Here is a 21588-nt window from a genome sequence, read left to right on the forward strand (position 1 = left end):
CTCTATCTTTCTTGTGCTTTTTCGTTTTTTTCTTGGTTTTTATCTTTTTCTTCTTCTGATTTGAATTTTGATATTTGTCCCAATATCGATGGTTTCTCTTCTCTTGCGTGAAGATTATCCTCTACATCATAAGTTGATTCAAAGTAATCACTATCTTTAAAATCATTGTCATACCTATCTGGTATTCCGTCATTATCAAGATCTTTTGCTAGTGGATCATAGAAGTTTCCATCATCATCTATTTCTAATCCTAGAGCTTGTTTCAAATCTTCTTCATCTACTGATACCAGATCATCAAAACTTGACATCTTTATGGCTTCGGTCATATCTTTAATAGCTTGTGAGTTAGATATATCTTCCTCTACAAAAGATTCTGTTCTAATAGCTACATTATCTACATACTGAGTCCATGTTTTTTCTTCCAAATTTACCTCATATTGAATCGAGTGCTTTCCATCAGGTGTTTCTGTATAGGCAAGTCCTATATGACTTAAATCAGGGTATAGTTTGTCAAAGTCTTCATAGCTATTAGATTCTGAAAACTCATAGTTAGAATAATCAACTATCGCCCTCTTTAAATCTTCTAATAATGGTGATTGATTTTCTAATTCCTCTACTTCTCCCATATCTAAAAGTTTATTAATCTCAGCTAGCCTTAGCGTCTTATCCCTTAACTCATCTGCTTTTTCAAATGGTTTGGTTAATTCTACCTTGGCATTTTCTAAAGATTCTTTATAGTTTTCAAGATTTTGATTTAATCTTTCAAGCCTTGAAGGCATTTTTTCAATGGCATTATCAAGTCTTGTTATATTACCGTCAGTAGAGTTTGAAAACTCTCCAAAGTATTCTGCTTTTCCTAGTAGTTTAAATGTATGAGTATTAGTCATAAAGTTATATGAAACTTGTAAGTCTAAATTCCTATATTTACCAATGACCTTACTATCATTTATCTTTACCTTTTTTATTTCTTCTAATAGCTTCTCTCCGGCTTCTTTCTTATCTAAAATTTTATTTTCTCCAAGACTGATTGAAGTGAATTTGCTATCTCCTTCTCCTAATTTCTCAACACTTGCAATATCTTCTTTAACTGCTTGTATTTCCATTTCAGTTTTTAAAATACTTTGAGGATAAATTTTATTTACCTTATCTTCAAGCTTGTATTTATTAGACTTATAGTTTGCTTCCAGCATTTTCAGCTTTGTAACTTCGTTATCTAAATCCATTTTTTCTTTAATCAGAGGATTACCAGTAGCTAAAGCCTTAATTTCTGAATAAGATAGACTTGCTTCATCAACATCTTCTGCAACTCTTACTGGAGTTTTTGAAGTCATAATTTGAGAAATGAATTTTTGCTTATTCTCTATCGTCTGCCACAAATAAGAATCAAAGGTATTTTCTGTTACATATCTAAAGATATTTACCTTATCATTTTCATTACCTTGACGAACAATTCTACCACTTCTTTGCTCTAGGTCAGATGGTCTCCAAGGTACGTCTAAATCGTGTAAGGCTATTAGTTTATTTTGTACATTTGTACCTGCTCCCATTTTTTGAGTAGAGCCTAATAATACTCTTACTTCTCCTCTTCTTACCTTAGAGAACAATTCATCTTTTTGTTTGTCTGTATCTGCTTCGTGGATAAAGGCTATTTCTTCTTTCGGTATTCCCATATTCACTAGCTTATTTCTAATATCATCATAGATATTAAATTCTCCATCTCCTTTTGGTGTAGACATATCTGAAAACACTAATTGGGTAGATGAATTTTCTTTTGTCTTATCCCAGATCGAAAAGATATTTTTAACGCATACATTAACTTTTGAATTAGGATCATCGGGAAGTAGTGGATTTATTAATCTTTGGTCAAGGGCAAGTTTTTTACCATCATTTGTAATCTTTAGCATATTATCTTCTGTTGGCTCGACTTGGTTATTTCTAACTGCGTCAGCTCTTTCTGAAATAGCTTCTAATATTTCTTTCTGTTCCTCAGTAGGTTTTGTTTTAATAACTTCAAAATTTGCTTCAGGAACTGGCAAATTCAACATATCTGAGGTCTTTATATCTGCTACTTCTTTAAACATAGACATCAATTCTGGCAAGTTATAAAACTTTGAAAATCTTGTCTTTTGCCTATACCCAGTGCCTTCTGGAGATAATTCAAAGGTGTTTTCTGTTTCTCCAAAAGTAGAAGCCCAAGCGTCAAAATGTTCTAATCCCCTTGCCTTTAAATCATCATACTGAAGGTATCTTTGCATGGTATAAAGCTCTGTCATTGAATTTGATATTGGTGTACCAGTAGCAAATACAACGCCCTTTCCATCTGTCATTTCATCCATATACCTACATTTCATATACATATCCGAAGACTTAAAGGCTTCACTTTGACCGATACCCGCCACATTTCTCATCTTGGTATGCAAGAATAAGTTTTTGTAATTATGAGCTTCGTCTATAAATAACTTATCTACTCCTAGCTCTTCAAAGGTTATAACATCATCTTTTTTAAAGTCATCATTTAGTTTTTCCAGTCTTACCAAAAGTTTCTTCTTTGTCTTTTCCAGTTGTTTTACTGTGAAATTTTCTCCTCTATTTCTTTTATTCTCATCAATAAAGGAAACTATATCATCTATTTGGTCTTGTATATGTCTTACTTGGTATTCCTTAGACATAGGTATTTTTTCAAATTGAGAGTGTCCTATTATAACTGCGTCATATTCTCCCGTTGCAATCCTACCAATAAATCTTTTCCTATTTTTGGGTTGAAAGTCTTTTTTATCGGCCACCATAATATTTGCTGACGGATATAACTGCATAAACTCCCTACCAATTTGAGTAGTTAGATGGTTAGGAACTACAAATAATGATTTACTTGCAAGTCCTAACTTTTTAGATTCCATAGCAGAAGCTACCATTTCAAAAGTTTTTCCTGCTCCTACTACATGGGCAAGCAGTGTATTTCCACCATAAAGAGTCCTTGCTATGGCGTTTTTTTGATGTTCTCTAAGTCTTATTTCAGTATTCATTCCATCAAAAGTTAAGTTAGAACCATCAAATTCTCTATTTCTAATTGAATTGAATTTTTCATTATAAATTTTTTCTAGCCTATATCTTCTATCAGGATCTTCAAATATCCAATTCTTAAATTCTTCTTTAATCAGTTCTTGCTTTTGACTTGCAAGCATAGTTTCTTTTTTGTTTAATACAGAAGTCTTAGAACCATCATCATTTATTACTTGGTCAAATACCTTTGTATCTTTTAGATTAAGAGCATTTTCAATTAGCTTATAGGCATTCACTCTACTTGTACCATAAGTCATGTTAGCAAGGTCGTTAGTCGAGTCAACACTTTTACCTTCAATGTTCCATTCACTTGTATGTGGTGAGAACCTAACATTTATATTCCACCTATCATAACCTGGTGTTTTTAAAAGATTAAAAGTAAAGTCTTCTATATCTTTTTGAGGTATCCAGGTTGCTCCTAACCTTACATTTATATCAGAAGCAGTTAGTTCTTCAGGCATAACTTCTTGTAATTTTTCTCTTTGATATTTGAGTTTGCCTAACTCGTTTAATAATGTGTCTTTCTTTTCAGAAGGTGCTAAATCTATTACATTTTCAATTTCTCCGATATATGAATTGAGATAACCAATCTTTTCTCTAATATTGCCACTTAAATACTCATCAGCCGATACATATGAAAAATGAAATGGATCGTCATTATTAAAGTTTTCAAAGGGCATTCTGTTATTTATTAGGTCTGTATCCTTAATATCTAAAAATATCTCGCCCTCAAGCTCACCAATCAAGGTGTCCCTATCTTTACTTGTTATAGATTCCATATATTCAAAATCTACATATCCTTTTTGTGAAACTGATAAGACTAAGGCTTCAAGGGAAGTATCTACATAGTCTACTACTTTTGCCTTTGTTATTGTTCTTTTTGAGAATATATCACTCTTAGCTTTGAAATTATCCTCATCATCAAGTATTTCTATTGATGATACCAAAGGAAAGTTTGAGTCTTCCTTTAAAGCTCTAGTGTTTGATAAGGAGTTAATAAAGCCATGTTTCTTTGAAAAGTTATCATAGACTTTATTTAACTTTGCTTGTGACTCTTTTATTTCTTCATAAGAGAAATCGTCCTTTTGCTTTTCTATTACATCTTTTAAAGCATTCATTACATCAAGATAATCTTTTATCTTTTCTTTATTTTTATCTGATATATTCTGCTTAATTAAGACTGAATTTTCTCTTAGGTAGACTTCTTCGTCAATAATGGTATAGGAAAAGTTCTTAACATCGTCTGTTGCTGGTAGACTTAATTCTTCATCTTCCGATAGCTCGAACTCTTCATATTTTGAATTTGACGATATTTCCTTACTTGCAAGATCCATTAGATCTTTTAACTTTTCATCTTCTTTTTCATCACAAGTAATAGTATTTCCAAATCTGCCAGATACTTCTTTCATATCCCCTAATACCATTTGAGGATTATCTACAAAGTATTTATTATAAGTCAAACCCTTATTATCAGTTGCTAGATGAATCCAATCGTCATCTCTTTCTATAACTGAATCTCTCTTCTTTAAAAAAATAATATCTGAAGTAACTTCTGTACCAGCAAGTCCTTTAAATGTTGTATTAGGAAGCCTCATAGCTCCTAAAAACTCACATCTTGCATTAATATATTTTCTAACAGATTCATCTTTTTTATCCATAGTTCCAGATGAGGTTATAAAGGCAATAATTCCTCCATTCCTAACCTTATCTATTGACTTCGCAAAAAAATAATCGTGAATCAGAAAGTTATTTCTGTTATATTCACGATCGTTTACTTTAAAATCTCCAAAGGGAACATTCCCAATTACTAAATCAAAAAAGTTATTTGAGAAGTTTGTTTCTTCAAAGCCTTTAATTTGAATATTGGCTTCAGGATAAAGCTCTCTTGCTATTCTTCCGCTTAGACTATCCTTTTCTACTCCATAGACTTTAGACTCTTTCATTTCACTTGGCATATTACCAATGAAGTTACCAACTCCTGCAGACGGTTCAAGGATGTTCCCAGTCTTAAAACCCATATCTGTTAGAGTCTTATATATTCCATCCATTACCTCTCTAGGTGTATAAAACGATGTTAAGGTAGACTCCTTAGCATTCAAATACTCTTCATTTGTTAGATTTTCCTTTAAAATATTCCTTGCTTCGAGCCATTGTCCTCCCTTTTCTTCATCAAAGACATCGGCAAGACCTCCCCAACCTAGATAGTCAGCAAGATAGGCTTGTTCATACTCTCTTGGACTCCTATTTTCATTTTCAAGTCTTTTTAGCATTTTAATAGCTTTTATATTTTTATCTAGCTTTTCTGATGGTGTTAGGTATTCTGAGTAAATATGATTTTTCAAGTCATAATTTCTAGCAAAACTTAACTTTTCCTTATTAGGTTCATAGCCTAGATTCTTTAAATCTTCTTTACCCCTCAATAAGTTTTCGGCTGCTTCCCTAGGCACATTGTACCTATCCATCATTTGGTCAATATCAGGATTGTGGTTATCTATAAAGCTTTCTTGTTCTACTTGTCTTTCAATTTGTTTTTCATGCTCAGATAATTTGTATATCTCATAGTTTCCACTATCTAAAAGGTCATCAATCTTTCTACTTTCTTCAAATGTTTCACCCTTATATAAAGGATATTCTTCCTCATTAATTTCTACTTTAGTTCCAGTTTCAATTAAGTTAATTCCATCAAAGATCTTCTCATCTTCGAAAATAAATTCTTTTCCAACTTTTACTGCTAGTTTTTCTGATGTTTGACTTAGATTTTCAAAGATTTCTTCAAGGTATGAATCGTTTCTATATGGAATTACTTCCGAACCCCTAATCATACCTCCCATATATTCCATATTATCTCTGATAGTGACAGTTTTAAGTCCTCCACTTAGTTCATCAAAATCTGTAATGGTAAAGTCCTTATCTTTATATCTAACCTGATCCCCTATCTTAAATTTAGGCTCTATCTTTTCCTTAATTTCTTCTTGTAATGATTTTTCCTCACTTAGTGAAACTTGTTCTTCTAAATATGAAAATTCACGCTCATTTACTTCTTTACCATCACCAAGGTCAATCCTATAGTGTTCGACAACTTCTCCGTCTACATAGTGGTCAAAATAGAATTTGAAATATCCGATATAATCATCAGTCATTTCTCCAAATTCATTTTCTCCAAGAGTTTGATTATGGTCTTTAACATCAATATCCTTTTGTCTTAGGACATTTATTAATTCTTTGGTTACTATTTGCCCACTATAATCGGGAACTAATTCGTGGTTTTCATTAAATTCTACAATCCAGTAATCTTTTCTATTTTCAGTGTTTTTGTCATCAAAAAAAGAAGCTTCATCAGCTTCCTTTTCTTGGCTTATTTCATTTTCTAGGCTTCCACGTATTCCTTGATTGCCATCTTCTTTACTGTTGCCATCAAGTTGTTCATCTGTCCTTGGTATTCCTCTGGATTCTCTCTCATCATCTTCTCTGTCAATCCTTGTGCTTTCATCATTTTGACTTTTTCTCTCTTGATAAAGTCCACTGCCTGATTTTGAATTTCCTTCAGATGGTTCAAAAGTGTTTTCTCCTCGTACATTTTCTGAAGTTTCTTCCAGTTCTCCATCTCCTCGCTCCCTACCAGGTAAGACAGTCTTAGAACTGCGTATGTTGGATTCGGAAATCTCTCCATAAATTCCAGATCCCTCTCCATCATGTCCAAGGTTTTCTCTTCGATCTTCATTGCTATTTCCTCTGTCGCTTCCATCTGTGAAAACTCGTCCATCTCTAATTCTTGACCTATCATCTCGTCTATATAAATCATCTTGACCTCCTTTATCTTCATTTATATTTTCTATATCTCTATTATAGTCGGCAGCGACCCTTTCTGTCAGCAGCCTAGCACGATCCATTCCCTTAGATTTTTCTATTGTGCTATCTATAATATCTTCGCTAACCCTTGATATTACAAGACCTATCTGTTCTAAAGAAATAGTATTAATCCTAGAAAAATTATTTTTTAAATTTTCCGTATCCATAGGATAGACTGTATTAAACCTATTAGCTACTGCATAAGATATTGAGTCTCTCATAAACTTTTCAAAACTCAGTCTATCCTCTATATCTATTCTCAAATCAGCAAGAGCCAAGTTAATATATTCATCTCCATAAATTCGACTCAAAGAAAATATATTTTCATTGAGTGAATCACTATCTTCAAATGAATAATCTCTTATTATTTCTTTTAAAGCCTCGTTATGATTTTCATGATCAAACTGCCATAAGCTAACCTCATTAATATTCCTATCCATTGATGTGGTCTGACTAATATCAAAAATATATGAAACTTTTTTGTTTACATCACTTCCAACTAAAATTGGAATACCCTTTTGACCTCTCATAACAACTCTGCCCAAATATTTTTTCCACATATCAAAAGTCGCACAAGCTCTAGCTTCAGGTTCTTTGTTATATATACTTAATTGGCTAGAAAAATCATATTTCTGATTATTGCCTATAACTTTTAAGAGTTTTAAATATTCTTTTTCATCTTGCAAAACTTCATACTTTATTGCTTCTTGTATATTCTTAAAATCATTTACTTGCATTTCCTACCTCCATTCTATGAATTTCTTTTATAATAGCCATTAAAACATCAACCACAATAGAATTGCCGGCCTGCTTATATAGCTTGCTTGAAGTACAATTTTTTCTTCTTGGATGTACTTCTTCTAGTTTATCTATATCACTGTCATCAAAACCCATGAGTCTTAAACATTCTCTTTCTGTTAAATACCTATATTTACCATTTCCAATATCTATTATTCCAGAATTAGGTACTCTCATCTGTTTTGTAGAAATAGTATAAGAAAAATCTTTAATCACTTTGAGTCGCCCTCTAAAACTGTTATCTATGCCTTTATTTAAAAATTTCAGCATATAAGGTTGGGTCATTGTATAAAGTTCACTTACATTCTTTTCTAAAAATTCACTTAGTGGTCTTGTTTCTTTCCTCTCCAATTTATCAAAAGAAAAGTTATTTGCTCCAAGACATGAAACAACAAATATCCTTTCTCTTTTTTGAGGTATCCCAAAGTCCATTGCATTTAAGATTTCATATTTGCTTTCATATCCAAGGTTCTCTAGTTCTTTTAGATAAATAAAAAAGGAGTCCCTCATATTTCTATCAAGGACTCCCTTTACATTTTCCCAAATTATCCATTTAGGTTTTTCTTTCATTTCTTTAATAATTCTAATTGTTTCAAATAGTAAGCTTGATCTAGTTCCTGAATTCTTTGCTCCTCCCTGCTTTTTTCCAATTCTTGAAAAATCTTGGCAAGGACTTCCATGCATAATTAAGTCTATATTTTCATTAGGTGCTTTATATCCTACTACTGATTTTGGCTTATAACTTTCTCCGAAAAGAGCGTTGTATGATTTAACACAAGCCTTATCTATTTCTACATAATCAACTACTTCATAAGGTATCTTTAAATTAATAAAAGCCTTTCTAATAGCACCTATGCCACCGAAAAGCTCTAATATTTTTACCTTATTCATTTAGATTATTCTTGTATCTATCTACAAGCTCCCTTATACTATCTTCTATTTCTCTTAAAAAGTCTTCTTTATCTACTTCGCCAGATCTAATTTTTGCAAGTTTCATTTCCCATTCAGATGTTGTTTCTGCCGACTTAAACTTATCCTCTACAATCGATACAAGTCTATTGCCTTTTTCTGTTACAAGTAGATTTTTCTTATCTCTTCTTACAAGGTCCTTATGGATAAGATTTTCAATAATTCCTGCTCTTGTAGCTGGTGTTCCTAAGCCTTTTCTTTCTACTTCTATGTCTTTATCCAAAGATTCTACTCCTGCACTCTCCATAGCCTTTAAAAGTGTATCTTCATTATAATGACTTGAAGCTTTTGTGAATTTCTCTGATATATTTTTAGAAGTTAGTTTAATATTATCTCCAGTCTTTATATCTGGTAATTCATTTTCTTGTTTTCCCTTTCCATAAGACTTTAGATACTTGGTATAACCCCCATCTATTACAGTCTTGCCACTTGCATTGAAGTTAAATTTATCATATTCATATCTTATTTTTCTACTAGATTCCTTTAAGTTATCCGAACATGAAGCAAGTAATTTATCCTTAATTAGATTATAGACTTTACTTTCTTTATCAGATAAGTCTTTAGCTTTTTCAATACCTGATATAGTAGGAATAATCGCATAGTGGTCTGTAACCTTAGATGAATTAAAAATAGACTTGAAGTTTGATTCATTAACCTTAAAATCTTCTTCAAGTCCTTCTAATAATTCTTTCATAGTATTAACCATATCATCGGTTAAATATCTACTATCTGTTCTTGGATATGTGATTAGCTTCTTTTCATACAAGCCTTGTGCCAGGTTTAAAGTATCGTTCGCTGAATATCCAAAATATTTATTTGCTTCTCTTTGTAATGTAGTGAGATCATAAGGCTTATCTGGTTTTGTACTTATTTCTTTATCTTCTACCTCTGTAATGAATATTTCATCTTCTAGCAAGTTTAATAGTTGCTCTGCAACTTCAATTCTATCAATCCTATCTGATATAAGTTTCAATCCTTCATAAGATAGGTCAACTGTATAATACTTTTGCTTCTTAAATAGGTTTATTTCACTATCCCTTTTAGCTATTAAATATAGGGTTGGTGTTTGTACTCTACCAACTGAATATGTTTCCTTGTAAATGCAAGAATAAAGCCTACTTAAATTCATTCCCACTAACCAATCCGCAATTGCTCTTGCACTTGCTGATCTATATAAGTCTTCAAAGTTTTCTCCGTCTTTAAGATTTCTAAAGCCATCTTCAATAGCTTTGTTTTCCATTGAAGATATCCAAAGTCTTTTAATTTTCTTCTTACATTTTGCTTGATTATATACAAGCCTAAAGATAAGTTCTCCCTCTCTTCCAGCATCACAAGCATTTATAACTGTGTCGATGTTCTTATCATTTAAAAGTTTTTTCAAAACTCCATATTGTTTTTTAGTGCCTTTAGATACTTCATAAATATATTCTTCTGGGATTATAGGAAGATTTTCTATTGTCCATTTCTTCCATTTTTCATCGTGTCTTTCTGGACTTGCCATTTGAATTAAATGACCTACACACCAAGAAACAATGTATCCATTTCCCTCATAATATCCGTTTTTTCTTGTTCTTGCTCCAATTACTTTTGCAATTGTAACTGCTACACTTGGTTTTTCTGCTATTACTAACTTCATTCATACCTCCATAAATAAAAAAAGAGCGAAAGATTTCTCTCTCGCTCAAAGTTTTTCTCCCGAATATTATATTATTTTCGGGAGAATTCGATTTACTTATTAATTTCTTTTTCTAGTTCTTGAAGAACTTTTATAATCTCTTCAAAGTTTGGATATTCTCCATATATCATTTCTGACATCGCCTTATAATCTTTTTCTATTTCAGAAAATCGGTATTTTCTTGGGACTAATTTTAATCTACCATCTAATGCTTCTTCATACTTTGCCCACTTCCTAGGGTAAAATTTCATTTTGAATTCGGTTACTTTCTTTAACAACTCCTTATCCTCTAAAGCTTTGTTTTTAAAATCCGAATTTGCTATTTTATATAAGTCATAAAAGTGTCTTGCATACCTATGTGGCATAGGAGAAGATTCTGGTCTATTTGCTTCGTGGTGTAAAATAGTTGCCTTTTCCCAAAAAGTTCTCTCTGCTGATACTGTTCTTATACTAGTTTTTTCTTTAAATATATTTGGGTAGGCTTCTCCAATTATTGGCCAGATTCCCACTTCAGTGGCAGGTGTCCATGCTGCAAGACTTCCTATTTCAAGTCTTATATTTTGTGTTAAATAATTGGATTCAAAAATTTTAGGATATTTACAAAGAATTGTTTGTGGATCTATTGTATCTATTGAAAATTCAAAACCTAAGTTCTTTAAATCTTGTTTTAAAACTTTTAAAAATTCATCTCGTAAAAATACTTCTGTCTTTTCATTAACTTCTTTGTTGAATTTATCTTGCTTGGTATTCGATCTTTCTATCCACGGTTCTTTTTCTTCATATCCTAATACTCGCCAATCTAAGATTAGATCTATATCTTCAGAAAATCTTTCTATAAGTCCAAAACACTTTGAAAGTGATGTGCCACCCTTAAAGGTAAAATATTCCCTCCATTTGTTTTCATTAAATAGATAATCTAAGATAAAAGTAACCCAATAGTCCTTTTCAATGACTGCTTCAGATATATTTTTCTTTCTTGCAGTATTGACTATTAAAACTCTTAAATCATCTTTATTTTCTACATAAAACTTATTCATTTTGACCCTCACAAATTTCCCTTATTACTTCATATATCCATGATGGAACTGATTTTGATTCATTCATTAAATCCAATTTTTCTTTTTCAGTTAGGTTTTCTCTTATCTTTTGAATAACTTGGTCATCAATATTTTCTTTACCCAAAGACTTGATTGCTTGAATTACAGTCGCTGTCTTTAGAGACATATTGGCAATTTCTCCTGGATTTACTTTTTTAAATTCTAAAATTGTATCCCCAATTTTATATTCTTTGTATCTTCCACTAGATATATATTTATAGTGAGTTGGTACTTGTGTTGAAAGTCCTAATAAGTTTAAGGCTGTGCTATTATATGGTGCAATATTCCAATTGTATTTTCTTGCTATAGCAAGTGCTAATTCATGAATTGATACTGCTTCATACTCTCCGATTAATTCACTGTATTTTGGATTGTAATAGAATCCATCAATAACACGCTTAATTTTATCTTCATCTGCTAATCTTTTTAATATTTGTCTAACCGTAGCATTAGATGCGATATCTAAAAAGTCATTTGCAAAAAATACTTTATGTGAGTCAAAATTATTTATTTTGTTTGATATTTTTTCTGTATATGAACTCATTACAATCCTCCTTTGTCACGGATATTGTATCATATCCGTGACAAAAGTTCAATTGTACTTAAATTTATTATTCTTATAATAGTTCATCATCTTCATCTAAAGATTCTTCGTGAGTTTCATCATTGTCAGATTCATCTTCTGACTCACTAATATAATCCTCATCATCTTCTTCAAAGTCTTCCAACATTTTATCTTCCTTAGCTTTTACTACTTTAAAATAATATCCTGCTCCTACAACTCCTCCAATTACAAGTGCAACAATTAGAAATGAACCTATCCCGCTTTTCTTTTCTTCTTTTACTGGAACAGTCTTAGGTTCTTCTTTTTTTACTTCTTCTTTCTTAGGCTCTTCAACCTTTATAGTATTTTTATCTTCTGATTCAATCATATTAAGTAGGTCTTGCTCTCCTACTTCTGTCAATAGCCTTACATTATCTTGATTTGATGAGTGATCCACTATTAGGTGCATAGTTTTTCCACTTTTAGTTTGAAATGTTAAAAATTGTCTTACATCTACTGGATTTTCTTTATCTTTTTCTATATCTCCACTTGGTGTGATATCTTTTCCATTCCTATCTACATTTTCAATTACTGAACCTCTTGCCTTATTTTCCTGTGTTGCTAGACTATTTACTGCCTTTGTATTACCACCTTTTACAAGTGGTGTTTTCTTTGGAGGATTATTTGAAGGCTTGTTTGCTTCACTTGTATTTCCTGGTATTCTTGGAACATCTTGATAAGGAATTTCTTCTTTTGATGGTGTAAAAACATCATCTTTCAACATTTTTTCAAATTCTTCTTTTTGTGGTTCATAGATTGATTCGTTTTGACTTTCTATTTGCCCTTCATTAGTCATAGCAAATGTAGTTGCTGGTACTGTAAATGTAAAAAGGAGTAACGCTATGGCTACTCCTCGTTTAATGCTCATATTCATTTTTCTATCCTTTCTTATTTTACATTTTTAAATACATAGACTGCTTTTCTAGCATTGTCCCATTCTATTGTTTGGTTTTTACCATCTTTAATATCTCCATGACTTGCTCCAAAAGCTTTGGCAATATTTGAAATTGAAGCATGAATTCTTCCATTTATAATCACTGGCTTAACATCTGAATTGTAGACCTTTCCATCTGAGTCTTTCATAACACCAGTATCAATATTTAGTCTTAATGTCTTTTTGGCTAAGATATTATTCTCTTTATTTGAGAAAATAGCTTCACGAGTAGAGTTGTCATACTCAACATTAAAACCTAGAGTATAAGCGATATATCTTACTGGAATCATAGTTCTTCCTTGGTCTACATAAGTTTTTACATCCATGTAGACTGTTGTTTTACCATCTTTTTTAATAATGTTATAAAAGTTTTTGTCTACTTGGAAAACAGCAAATTCTTTTTCATCTTTAACTTGTTTTTTACCTTGTTGTTCCTCTTGCTTTTTCATCTTGTTAAGATCAAATTGATTTAGGATGTTCTTGTCATCAGCTTTCAATAGTTCGTCCCACTTCTTATCTTGAGATTTCTTATCTTCTTTCTTCTCTTTGTTTTCTTTTTGGAGTTTTAGAAGTTCATCTAATTTCTTGGATAAGTCTTGGTTTAGATTTTTATCTTTTTCATCTTTAGCTTGTTTCTCAAGTTCTTCTTTCGCCTTTTTATTTGCTTCCTCGATTAACTTCTTGGCTTCTTCAATTTTCTTATCTAAATCTTCTTTTAGCTTTTTAATTTCTTCTTCAGAAGCTTTTTGTTTATCTTCTAATCCTTTAATCTTCTCTTCTAATTCTTTTTTTGTATTTTCAGAAGATTCTTTTAAACTATCAATAGCCTTTTGAAGCTCTTCAATTTTCTTACAGCATTCTGACTTAGAATTTTCTGTCTCTTTCTTTTTAGACTCAAGGTCTTTTATCTTAGCATCTTTTTCATCAAGAGCTTTTTCTAAGTCCTTAATTCTATTGTCTTTATCTTCAATTTCTTTAGTCTTCTTTGCAAGTTCCTCTTCTAAAGACTCGAGCTTTTCTTGCATTTCTTTGATTTTATTTTCGTTTTTATCGGTCTTTTCTTTCTCAGCTTCTAACTCCCATTTTGTAGATGAATAATCTTCTTTTAGTTTTGCATTTTCATCTTGCAATCTTTTTAATTCATCTTTAAGCTGAGTAATTTCTGCTATTAGTTCATCATTATTAGAGTTTTTAAGATTCTCAATTTCTTTTTCCAATTGAGCAATCTTATTATCTTTATCTCTAATCTCTTCTTCTAGATTAGACTTTTCTTGTTTTAGTTTTTCTCCATTATCTTTGCAAGATTCTAACTTTTTCTTTAATTCATCTATCTTTGATTGGTCTTCTTGTTTCTTATCATTTAAGTCTTTGATCTGATTTTCTAAATCACTAATTTTACTTATAGAACTTTCTATCACTTTTTTACTACCATTTGTATCATCAGCTTTAGCTAGTACATTAGTAGTTGAGGTTGATGTTAAAACTAATAAAAGAGCCATAAAAAAGGCTCTTAGTCTGTTCGTATTAAATTTCTTCATTATGAATGTTCTCCTTTTCTTTTAATTTTTCTTCTCTTTTTCTATCATTGATTTTCTCCATTAATTCTTCCAAGCTAATATTGTTCCTCCTAAGAGTTACAATTATTTCTTCATTTTCAACTTGTATTTCTTCATCGCAAATTTCCTTGTATTTTGCATTTAAATCTTTTAATTTCTCTTCTATTTTTTTCTTTTTGTTCCTAATACTTACAAGTTTTCTGTTCACATAATATCTCCCTTCTATCTTGGTCTTCCAAAACCATAAAAGTGTGATTTCCAATATTTTGAATTTATTGATGTGTATTGAATTGGATCTCCTGCGTGAATCATCATTCCGTTACCTGCGTATATTCCTACGTGAGATATTGGTGTTCCACTGTTATATGTTGAGTGGAAAAATATAATATCTCCAGGTTGAGCTTCACTTGGACTGACTGGGTTACAATAGTCTTTGTATATTCTCCATGCAGTTGTTCTTGGCATTCTCTTTACACCAGACTTTGTAAATGACCAACATACAAAACCTGAGCAGTCAAAGTTAGATGGTCCACTTGCTCCAAACACATATCTTTTGCCTATATGTTTTTCTGCTTCATTAAAAAGAGCCTTTGCAGTAGCTGAATCAAAAGCAAGACCAGGATTTCCAAAGTTTGGATTATCTACTATTTCTCCTAAGTCCCCATTACCTGATCCAAAAACATCTCCCATATTCCCCTTAGCTTCAAGAAGAGCTTCATAATGAACTACATTGTCTGGATAATCTTTAAATATTTCCCTAACAACTTCATCCATTTCTTTTTTCTTTAAAGTTATAATTAACTTTTTATATTCGTACTCTTCTTTTTCATAGCTAGTATAAGGATTGCCACGACTATCATATCTAGTTCTTGCTACTGTTCTTGTTCTAATTTCAATTTCTTCTTTAAAATCAAGTTTATACATCTTATCGAAAAGTTCTTTTAAAATTCCTTTTACTTCAGATGCTGATTTTATTTCTCCACATCTTGAAGTTATATAGGATAAAAGTTCGTGGGTATTATGACCAATTTCTCCTTCTTTGTTTATGATATATTCGTCATATCCAGGATGACTTGTTTTTACACTTTCGATTTGTGATTGTAGGTCATATTCCATTGATGAAAATTCTTGATTTACTTCACTTAGAACTGTGTCTTGTGATAGGTATGTTGTTGTCATTACTGAGTTAACAGAGTTACTTAATCCACTCATACCAACACTTCCACCACCAATCATGATTGATAGCATAAGACCTAGTCCTATTACTAGAAATAAAACCATCTTACTTTTTCTTACAATTAGCTCTTTAGAAGCCTTACCTAAACTTAAAATAGCTTTTTTAACCCTATCTACAAGTCTTGTTTCGTGCTTTTTAGCTATCATGCTCTTCATTTGTTTTCTCTGGTAAAACTTCTTAAATCTATTTTTCTTTATATAGGCATCTGACTTTTTTAGATCTTCCAAGCCACTTTTAAACTCCAACTTGCTTTTTCTCTTTTTTATTTTCTTATCAAGTTTAGATAACTTTTTTAAGGACTTTTTCTTTTTGTCTAGCTTATACTTCCTTATTCCATGCTGGAGTTTAGAGCTTACATTAGCGACCTTTTCTCCAGATTCTACACCAGTATTATCAGACCCTGAACTTAAATAATCTCTCACTAACTCTGATGACTTAGCTCCAGATAATAAAACCCCAGAAGATAGACTTCCTTTAGTTTTATTCTTTAAGATATTATCCTTTAGCTTGCTTTTAGACTTTTCAAGTTCTCCAATCTTTTTATCTGAGATAAAATCTTTAACATCTTGTGCCTTCTTAGAATCTTTCGTTGTAACTTTCTTAGATTCATTTTTTAAGTCATCGATTTTCTTACGAGTGAATTTATCACTTTCATAATTTTTTCTTTTGTAGTAAGTCTTCTTTTTATTAACTTTCTTTTGTTCTGAAGTTTTAAGACTTGTTTCTTTTTCATCTTTTATAAATTCTTGATTATTGTCTTTAAACTCAGGATTATCAAATGTTTTATCTGTATCAACTTGGCTTAGCTTATTTTCTTTATCTATCTCTTTAGAAATTTTTTCCTTATCTCTAAACTTCTTTTCTTGATAAAGTTTCTGCTTTTGCTTTTTATAGATATTAGCATTACTCTCGTTCTTGCTTACTTCATCTTTAACAAGCTTATCTTTTCTATATATTCTCTTGCTTTTCTTTGCTTCAATAGGTTGAGCTTCACTAGTGTAGATTCGCTTAGACTCTTTCTCGTTGATTTTATCTTGGAATTTATCCTTACTATGGATAAGTTTATCCTCATAATTTTTAAGAACTTGTCTTTTACTTGATGCCTTCTTATTACTTATTGGTTGAGCCTTAGCTGAAATATCATCTGTTGTTAGTTTATTAGAATTAATATTTCTACTATTTTTACTGTCAAAATTTACCTTTTTGATATCTACATCTAAATCTTCATCAAGTTTAAAGCTTTCATCTGCCCTTATTTCAAGATTAGTCTGTTTAACCTCATTAGCCTTATCCTTATTTTCTAAAACTTTTTTTCTAATTCTTTCCTTATTTTTAGCCTTCTGAAAATTTTTTAATTTATCTTGTTTTTGATCTTTGGATAATACATTCTCATGAATTAGTTTAGATTCTTTTTCTGAAATTTTATCTCCGAACCTATCCTTATTCTTAATAATCTTATTGGTATAATCATCTGAATGAACAAGTTTACTATCTACATTCTTTTCAGGAGCGTCCCTATTTCGTATAATTTTCTTTTGAAAATCTTTTTTTAGTTTTTTATCCATGTTGCACCTACTTAACTTCTTCCGGTTTAGTTGTCATTAGCTTATATAGCATGGTGTCTTTAGGGAATTTATCTATAAATGGAACAATAGTATTTCCAAAGAATAATAGTCCCTCACCTGCATTTGAGTTAGTAATATAGTTTAACTGATAAGGCGATATTTTTAATTTCTTAGCAAGAATATCTCTATCTCCAGATGCTTGATTTAACATTAGAACAAAGTCTGTATTATCAAAGATATTTTCAATTTCCTGACTTGTTAAAAGGTCTTTTACGTTTTGAGTTATACCTGTTGGAATACCTCCCCATTTTCTAAATCTTTTCCAGATTTCTACTGAATATGAAGCAGTTTGTGGGTCTTTTAATAAAAGGTGGAACTCATCTATATAGTATCTTGTAGACTTGCTTCCTCTATTTAGGGAAACCTTGTTCCAAACCTGGTCTTGAATTACAAGCATACCTATTTTTTTAAGTTGTGTTCCTAGCTCTTTTATATCAAAGCAGAGCAATTGCCTATTTAAGTCAACATTTGACCTATTATTAAATACATTAAGACTTCCCTTAACATAAATTTCCATTTCTGTTGCTAGTTTTCTACCAACTCCCTCTTCTTGAGATAGGAGCATATCGTATAATTCTCCTAATATTGGCATATTTTCTGGTTTTGGGTCTTCAAAATATTTTTGGTATATCTTTGGTAAGCACCTATCTATAACAGATTTTTCTGCAGCAGTAAGACCAGATCCTCCTACTACAAGTTCAAGCATAGACATTATGAAGTTTGCCTTATCCTTTAAAGGTGCGTCCCCATCTCCATAGTTCATATTTATATCTAGTGGATTTAGGTAGTCCTTTGATTTTGCCGAAACTTTAATAACTTCTCCATTAAATTGTTTTACAAGGTTTGAATACTCGCCCTCAGGATCACAAATAATTACATCATCGTCTGTGACAAGAATTGCATTTGCCATCTCTCTCTTTGCTGAGAAAGATTTACCAGAACCTGGTGTACCTAATATTAGACCGTTAGGGTTCTTTAGTTTCTTCCTATCTGCCATAATTAAGTTTTGGCTAAGGGCATTTAATCCATAGTACAAAGAATTTGCTGAATCAATAAATAGCTCTTCTGTTGTAAAAGGCATAAATACTGCAGTTGATGATGAAGTTAAAAATCTTTTTATTTCTACTTGATTAACTCCTAGAGGTAAGACAGAAACGAGTCCTTGTTCTTGTTGATGAGATAATCTTTTTACTTGACAATTATGTCTGTTAGCAATTGATGAGATTTGAGCAATAGTGTTTTCTAACTTTTGATTAGTCCTAGCAAAATTCATCATTACTATGGTTACTACAAAGAGCCTTTCATCTCTATTCTGTAAGTCAGATAACATAGACTTAACATCAGCCCCAAAAGTGTTTATATCTGAAGGAATAATATCCATATCATATCCAGCACGCACTGCTTTCTTTTGTTCTTCAATTTTCATTCTGTCTAGGTCTGTGTTCTTTCTCTTAATGAGTTTAATGGCTTCTGCTTGTTCAACTACATCTATATGAAAAGCTACATAAATATTGTCATCAATATCTAAAAACTCAGATAACATTCTGTCTGATAGTTCGCTTGCAAGTATTTGAAAATGACTTGTTGCTCCAATATATTTTCCAAATTTAAAATTATTTGCTGGTACAAAATTAAAGATATTGGGAGTTATATGTGATTTTGTAGACTCTTTCTTCTTCAAATCTTTATATGAAAACTCAAAGCTTTTGTCTGGATTTAACATATCGTGAACAAGTCTTAGTCTTTCTTCTCCATCAAGACTTTCTGCTCTTACTCCCATAGATTTAAAGTTAGATAAAATATCTACTTCAAGTCTATTTAACTTTGCCCTTGCTTGCTCTAGATTATCGGCTTCTGTTGTAAAGGTTATATACTTCATCTTTTTAAGTCCGTTATTTCCCTTTGCAAGTTGAAGCTTTAACATCTCCCTAAACTCTTTTCTTACATCGTCATAAAAGTCTCCCTTATCAGCAATTTTAATTGCATCTTGTAGGTCTCTATTTCTTCCTAATTGATTTACATATGAAAGTTCAACGTGGACACTTGGATCAAAAGAATTTAAAAAGTTGGCAAATTGGTTAAAGATTAAATCTCTATCTTCTTCCAATGCCAACTGGTAATTTATATCTTGAAATGAAATTGTCTTCGAATAATTTTTTTCATCTAACTGGCAAATGCCCTCTGGTAACATTCTTATATATGGAATAGTATCCTCAACTGTATATTTCTTTTTCTCTTTCTTTAAAAGTACACTTAGAAGACTATTTGTTGGATCTTTCTTTGTTTTTAGCCTTCTTACTTCCTTTCGGTCTTTTTTTAATTGTTTTTCCCTTAGATTTAAGTCGCTGATTTGATTTTTTCTTTGCTTCAAGGTATGCCTCCTTTCTTATTCTCTTAGTTGGTTGATAAAACTTGTGAAGATAGAAAAATTTAAAATATTTTTCAAAAGTTAAGGTGTCTTTTTCATATAAGGTTATAAAAAAGATTGGCAGGGTTACTATTAGCATTACAATGATTGAAGCATCATTAGGTAGATATTTCTTCATAAATATATAGGTTGGTATGCCAATTAGTCCTGCCACAGAAAAACCTATAAGTTGTCTTTTAGTTAAGTTAAAGGCAACCTTTGTTTTAATCTTGTCCAAATCTTTTGGTATTGGTACATACGCCATTTTAATCTCCCTCTACTTCTTCTTTGGAAAGTTCAAGTATATGGTCATAATTAGATGTTGTTTCCTCTTCTAGGTAGCTAATTCTTTCTTCTAATTCTTCTTGTTTTTCTTCATTTCTGTCATTATATTCTCCTTGATACATAACAAATTCATTGTGACATCTTCCGAGTCTGTTTATTCTCCTCTTTAAGTTTCTAATCTCTTCATTTCTTTTTTTCTCTTTTAAGATTTCATAAGTTCCTCCCAATAAAATTCCAAGTCCTAATAAAGCACAATTTTTCTTTTTTAACATTTATTCCTCCTAGTGCGTATTCATAATACTTTTTGCAACTGTTCCACTCTTAAACATCATAAGTCCAAGTAGTAGAGCATATCCTAATATACTAAACAAGCTTGCGTGAATATCTGTAATCTGTACCGTTCTTATTAAAACGGTGTAGATACCTAAACATACCATCAAAAACAAACCTTGTAGTCCCAAGGCAAAAAGTCCCTTGATATAATTTGTTCCAATCTGACCCCATTCTTTATTTCCCATAGTTGCAAATGGTATGGATGATACTGATGAGTAGACATATATTTCAAACATACGCCCATATACTATTAATGTTATAACTAGTGATATTCCTTGAATTGCAATCCTTACAAGGCTTGTTTCGACTAGTATCATTAAAAGCTCACCTATTTCTTTTTCTTTTAATGCATCAACCATTGCAACTATCTGCTCTCCTGAAACAGTGGCAGAAGTAGTGATTACCCCTGCCGCTTTGTTTACAAGATTTTGTGCCACATCAAAGACTGCCATTGAAAATTCAAAGGCATGGCTTGCAAGATAGACTGCTATAAACATCTTTATAATGTATTTGAAAAACTCAAAAGTATCTGTATCATGCATATTATTCTTTTGCATAACCATATTTATGAGTTCAATACATAATACTGCTGTTATGATAAGACCTGCTATTGGAACGATCACATTATCATTAATGTTTTTTATGAAGTTATACACTTCTCCATTCCAACCCATTGGTGTCTTCCCAACATCAGTTGCAATAACTCCTACCTTGTCATTTATATCTAAGAACATGGACTCAAGATTTGCTTTGATACCTCCGAGTAGCATATCCTTAAAAAATTCAGTTAGCTTGTCAAAGATACCAAACATAGACTTTCTCCTATTTTAAAGCATTTGCAAGTAGTGGAATTAATTTAATACCGATTAGTACAATTCCCCCACCAGCCATAAGCTGCTTAATACCTTGAGATTTAGCACCAGGGTTATCATTACCATAACCTTCCATTAAGTTAATAACTCCCCATGCTCCTAAACCTGCACCAATTGCAGTTACAATTGTCTTTAAAACTCCAACTCCAGCTGTAAAAAATTCCATATTATTCCTCCTCGTTTTCTTTCTCTTTCTTTTCTATTTTGTTTAGTGATTTAACTATAAAGTTCTTGTAGACCTTATCTCCTTTTTTATTTTCTTTGAAATATCCAAAGACATGGATTAG

The 21588-nt window shown here is 31.4% G+C and carries 14 protein-coding genes and 1 pseudogene; all 15 read right to left on the bottom strand.

Features of this window, described 5'->3' with window-relative positions; genetic code table 11:
- Positions 1-2: 2 nt before the first annotated feature.
- Positions 3-7646, bottom strand: a complete 7644-nt coding sequence (locus HMPREF3023_RS00115) for a helicase-related protein (RefSeq protein WP_070699857.1) — start codon at positions 7644-7646, stop codon at positions 3-5.
- Complete coding sequence (locus tag HMPREF3023_RS00120; protein ID WP_070699858.1) at positions 7633-8598, bottom strand: DNA cytosine methyltransferase; 966 nt, start codon at positions 8596-8598, stop codon at positions 7633-7635. Before HMPREF3023_RS00120 ends, HMPREF3023_RS00115 begins: the two co-directional genes overlap by 14 nt.
- A complete protein-coding gene (locus tag HMPREF3023_RS00125) occupies positions 8591-10312 on the bottom strand; it encodes a DNA topoisomerase 3 (RefSeq protein WP_070699859.1) in 1722 nt (573 codons plus the stop codon). The genes HMPREF3023_RS00120 and HMPREF3023_RS00125 overlap by 8 nt, the downstream gene beginning before the upstream one ends.
- Positions 10313-10404: 92 nt before the next feature.
- Positions 10405-11388: a nucleotidyl transferase AbiEii/AbiGii toxin family protein gene (locus HMPREF3023_RS00130; RefSeq protein WP_070699860.1), complete on the bottom strand. Its 984-nt coding sequence runs from the start codon at positions 11386-11388 to the stop codon at positions 10405-10407.
- Positions 11381-11992, bottom strand: a complete 612-nt coding sequence (locus tag HMPREF3023_RS00135) for a DUF6088 family protein (RefSeq protein ID WP_070699861.1) — start codon at positions 11990-11992, stop codon at positions 11381-11383. Before HMPREF3023_RS00135 ends, HMPREF3023_RS00130 begins: the two co-directional genes overlap by 8 nt.
- Positions 11993-12065: 73 nt before the next feature.
- The gene (locus HMPREF3023_RS00140; RefSeq protein WP_070699862.1) at positions 12066-12926 is read right to left on the bottom strand and encodes a CD1107 family mobile element protein; all 861 of its coding nucleotides are present in this window, start codon (positions 12924-12926) and stop codon (positions 12066-12068) included.
- Positions 12927-12940: 14 nt separating this feature from the next.
- Complete coding sequence (locus HMPREF3023_RS00145) at positions 12941-14524, bottom strand: stalk domain-containing protein (RefSeq protein ID WP_070699863.1); 1584 nt, start codon at positions 14522-14524, stop codon at positions 12941-12943.
- A complete protein-coding gene (locus HMPREF3023_RS00150; RefSeq protein WP_002838498.1) occupies positions 14511-14750 on the bottom strand; it encodes a hypothetical protein in 240 nt (79 codons plus the stop codon). The genes HMPREF3023_RS00145 and HMPREF3023_RS00150 overlap by 14 nt, the downstream gene beginning before the upstream one ends.
- A gap of 14 nt (positions 14751-14764) precedes the next feature.
- Complete coding sequence (locus HMPREF3023_RS00155) at positions 14765-17344, bottom strand: CD1108 family mobile element protein (RefSeq protein WP_070699864.1); 2580 nt, start codon at positions 17342-17344, stop codon at positions 14765-14767.
- A 7-nt stretch (positions 17345-17351) separates the two neighbouring features.
- Positions 17352-19775, bottom strand: a complete 2424-nt coding sequence (locus HMPREF3023_RS00160; protein WP_144019613.1) for a VirB4-like conjugal transfer ATPase, CD1110 family — start codon at positions 19773-19775, stop codon at positions 17352-17354.
- Complete coding sequence (locus tag HMPREF3023_RS00165) at positions 19666-20076, bottom strand: PrgI family protein (RefSeq protein WP_070699865.1); 411 nt, start codon at positions 20074-20076, stop codon at positions 19666-19668. The genes HMPREF3023_RS00160 and HMPREF3023_RS00165 overlap by 110 nt, the downstream gene beginning before the upstream one ends.
- A 1-nt stretch (position 20077) precedes the next feature.
- Positions 20078-20368, bottom strand: coding sequence for a hypothetical protein (locus HMPREF3023_RS00170; protein WP_002838520.1), 291 nt, complete (start codon positions 20366-20368; stop codon positions 20078-20080).
- Positions 20369-20377: 9 nt separating this feature from the next.
- Positions 20378-21241, bottom strand: a complete 864-nt coding sequence (locus HMPREF3023_RS00175; protein WP_070699866.1) for a VirB6/TrbL-like conjugal transfer protein, CD1112 family — start codon at positions 21239-21241, stop codon at positions 20378-20380.
- Between the two features lie 10 nt (positions 21242-21251).
- Positions 21252-21467 carry a Maff2 family mobile element protein gene (locus HMPREF3023_RS00180; RefSeq protein ID WP_070699867.1) on the bottom strand — a complete coding sequence of 72 codons (216 nt, stop codon included), beginning with the start codon at positions 21465-21467 and terminating at the stop codon, positions 21252-21254.
- A 1-nt stretch (position 21468) separates the two neighbouring features.
- Positions 21469-21588: pseudogene (locus HMPREF3023_RS00185) on the bottom strand (single-stranded DNA-binding protein); the annotation flags it as partial.

It is taken from the genome of Peptoniphilus sp. HMSC075B08 (assembly GCF_001815405.1).
Classification (GTDB): domain Bacteria; phylum Bacillota; class Clostridia; order Tissierellales; family Peptoniphilaceae; genus Peptoniphilus_A; species Peptoniphilus_A harei.

What these genes read in the sequence shown, in the direction of transcription:
- HMPREF3023_RS00180 (WP_070699867.1), bottom strand. Translation starts at nt 21,467, where the DNA reads ATGGAATTTTTTACAGCTGGAGTTGGAGTTTTAAAGACAATTGTAACT.
- HMPREF3023_RS00120 (WP_070699858.1), bottom strand. Translation starts at nt 8,598, where the DNA reads ATGAATAAGGTAAAAATATTAGAGCTTTTCGGTGGCATAGGTGCTATT.
- HMPREF3023_RS00155 (WP_070699864.1), bottom strand. Translation starts at nt 17,344, where the DNA reads ATGGATAAAAAACTAAAAAAAGATTTTCAAAAGAAAATTATACGAAAT.
- HMPREF3023_RS00125 (WP_070699859.1), bottom strand. Translation starts at nt 10,312, where the DNA reads ATGAAGTTAGTAATAGCAGAAAAACCAAGTGTAGCAGTTACAATTGCA.
- HMPREF3023_RS00175 (WP_070699866.1), bottom strand. Translation starts at nt 21,241, where the DNA reads ATGTTTGGTATCTTTGACAAGCTAACTGAATTTTTTAAGGATATGCTA.
- HMPREF3023_RS00115 (WP_070699857.1), bottom strand. Translation starts at nt 7,646, where the DNA reads ATGCAAGTAAATGATTTTAAGAATATACAAGAAGCAATAAAGTATGAA.
- HMPREF3023_RS00170 (WP_002838520.1), bottom strand. Translation starts at nt 20,368, where the DNA reads ATGTTAAAAAAGAAAAATTGTGCTTTATTAGGACTTGGAATTTTATTG.
- HMPREF3023_RS00145 (WP_070699863.1), bottom strand. Translation starts at nt 14,524, where the DNA reads ATGAAGAAATTTAATACGAACAGACTAAGAGCCTTTTTTATGGCTCTT.
- HMPREF3023_RS00140 (WP_070699862.1), bottom strand. Translation starts at nt 12,926, where the DNA reads ATGAATATGAGCATTAAACGAGGAGTAGCCATAGCGTTACTCCTTTTT.
- HMPREF3023_RS00130 (WP_070699860.1), bottom strand. Translation starts at nt 11,388, where the DNA reads ATGAATAAGTTTTATGTAGAAAATAAAGATGATTTAAGAGTTTTAATA.
- HMPREF3023_RS00135 (WP_070699861.1), bottom strand. Translation starts at nt 11,992, where the DNA reads ATGAGTTCATATACAGAAAAAATATCAAACAAAATAAATAATTTTGAC.
- HMPREF3023_RS00165 (WP_070699865.1), bottom strand. Translation starts at nt 20,076, where the DNA reads ATGGCGTATGTACCAATACCAAAAGATTTGGACAAGATTAAAACAAAG.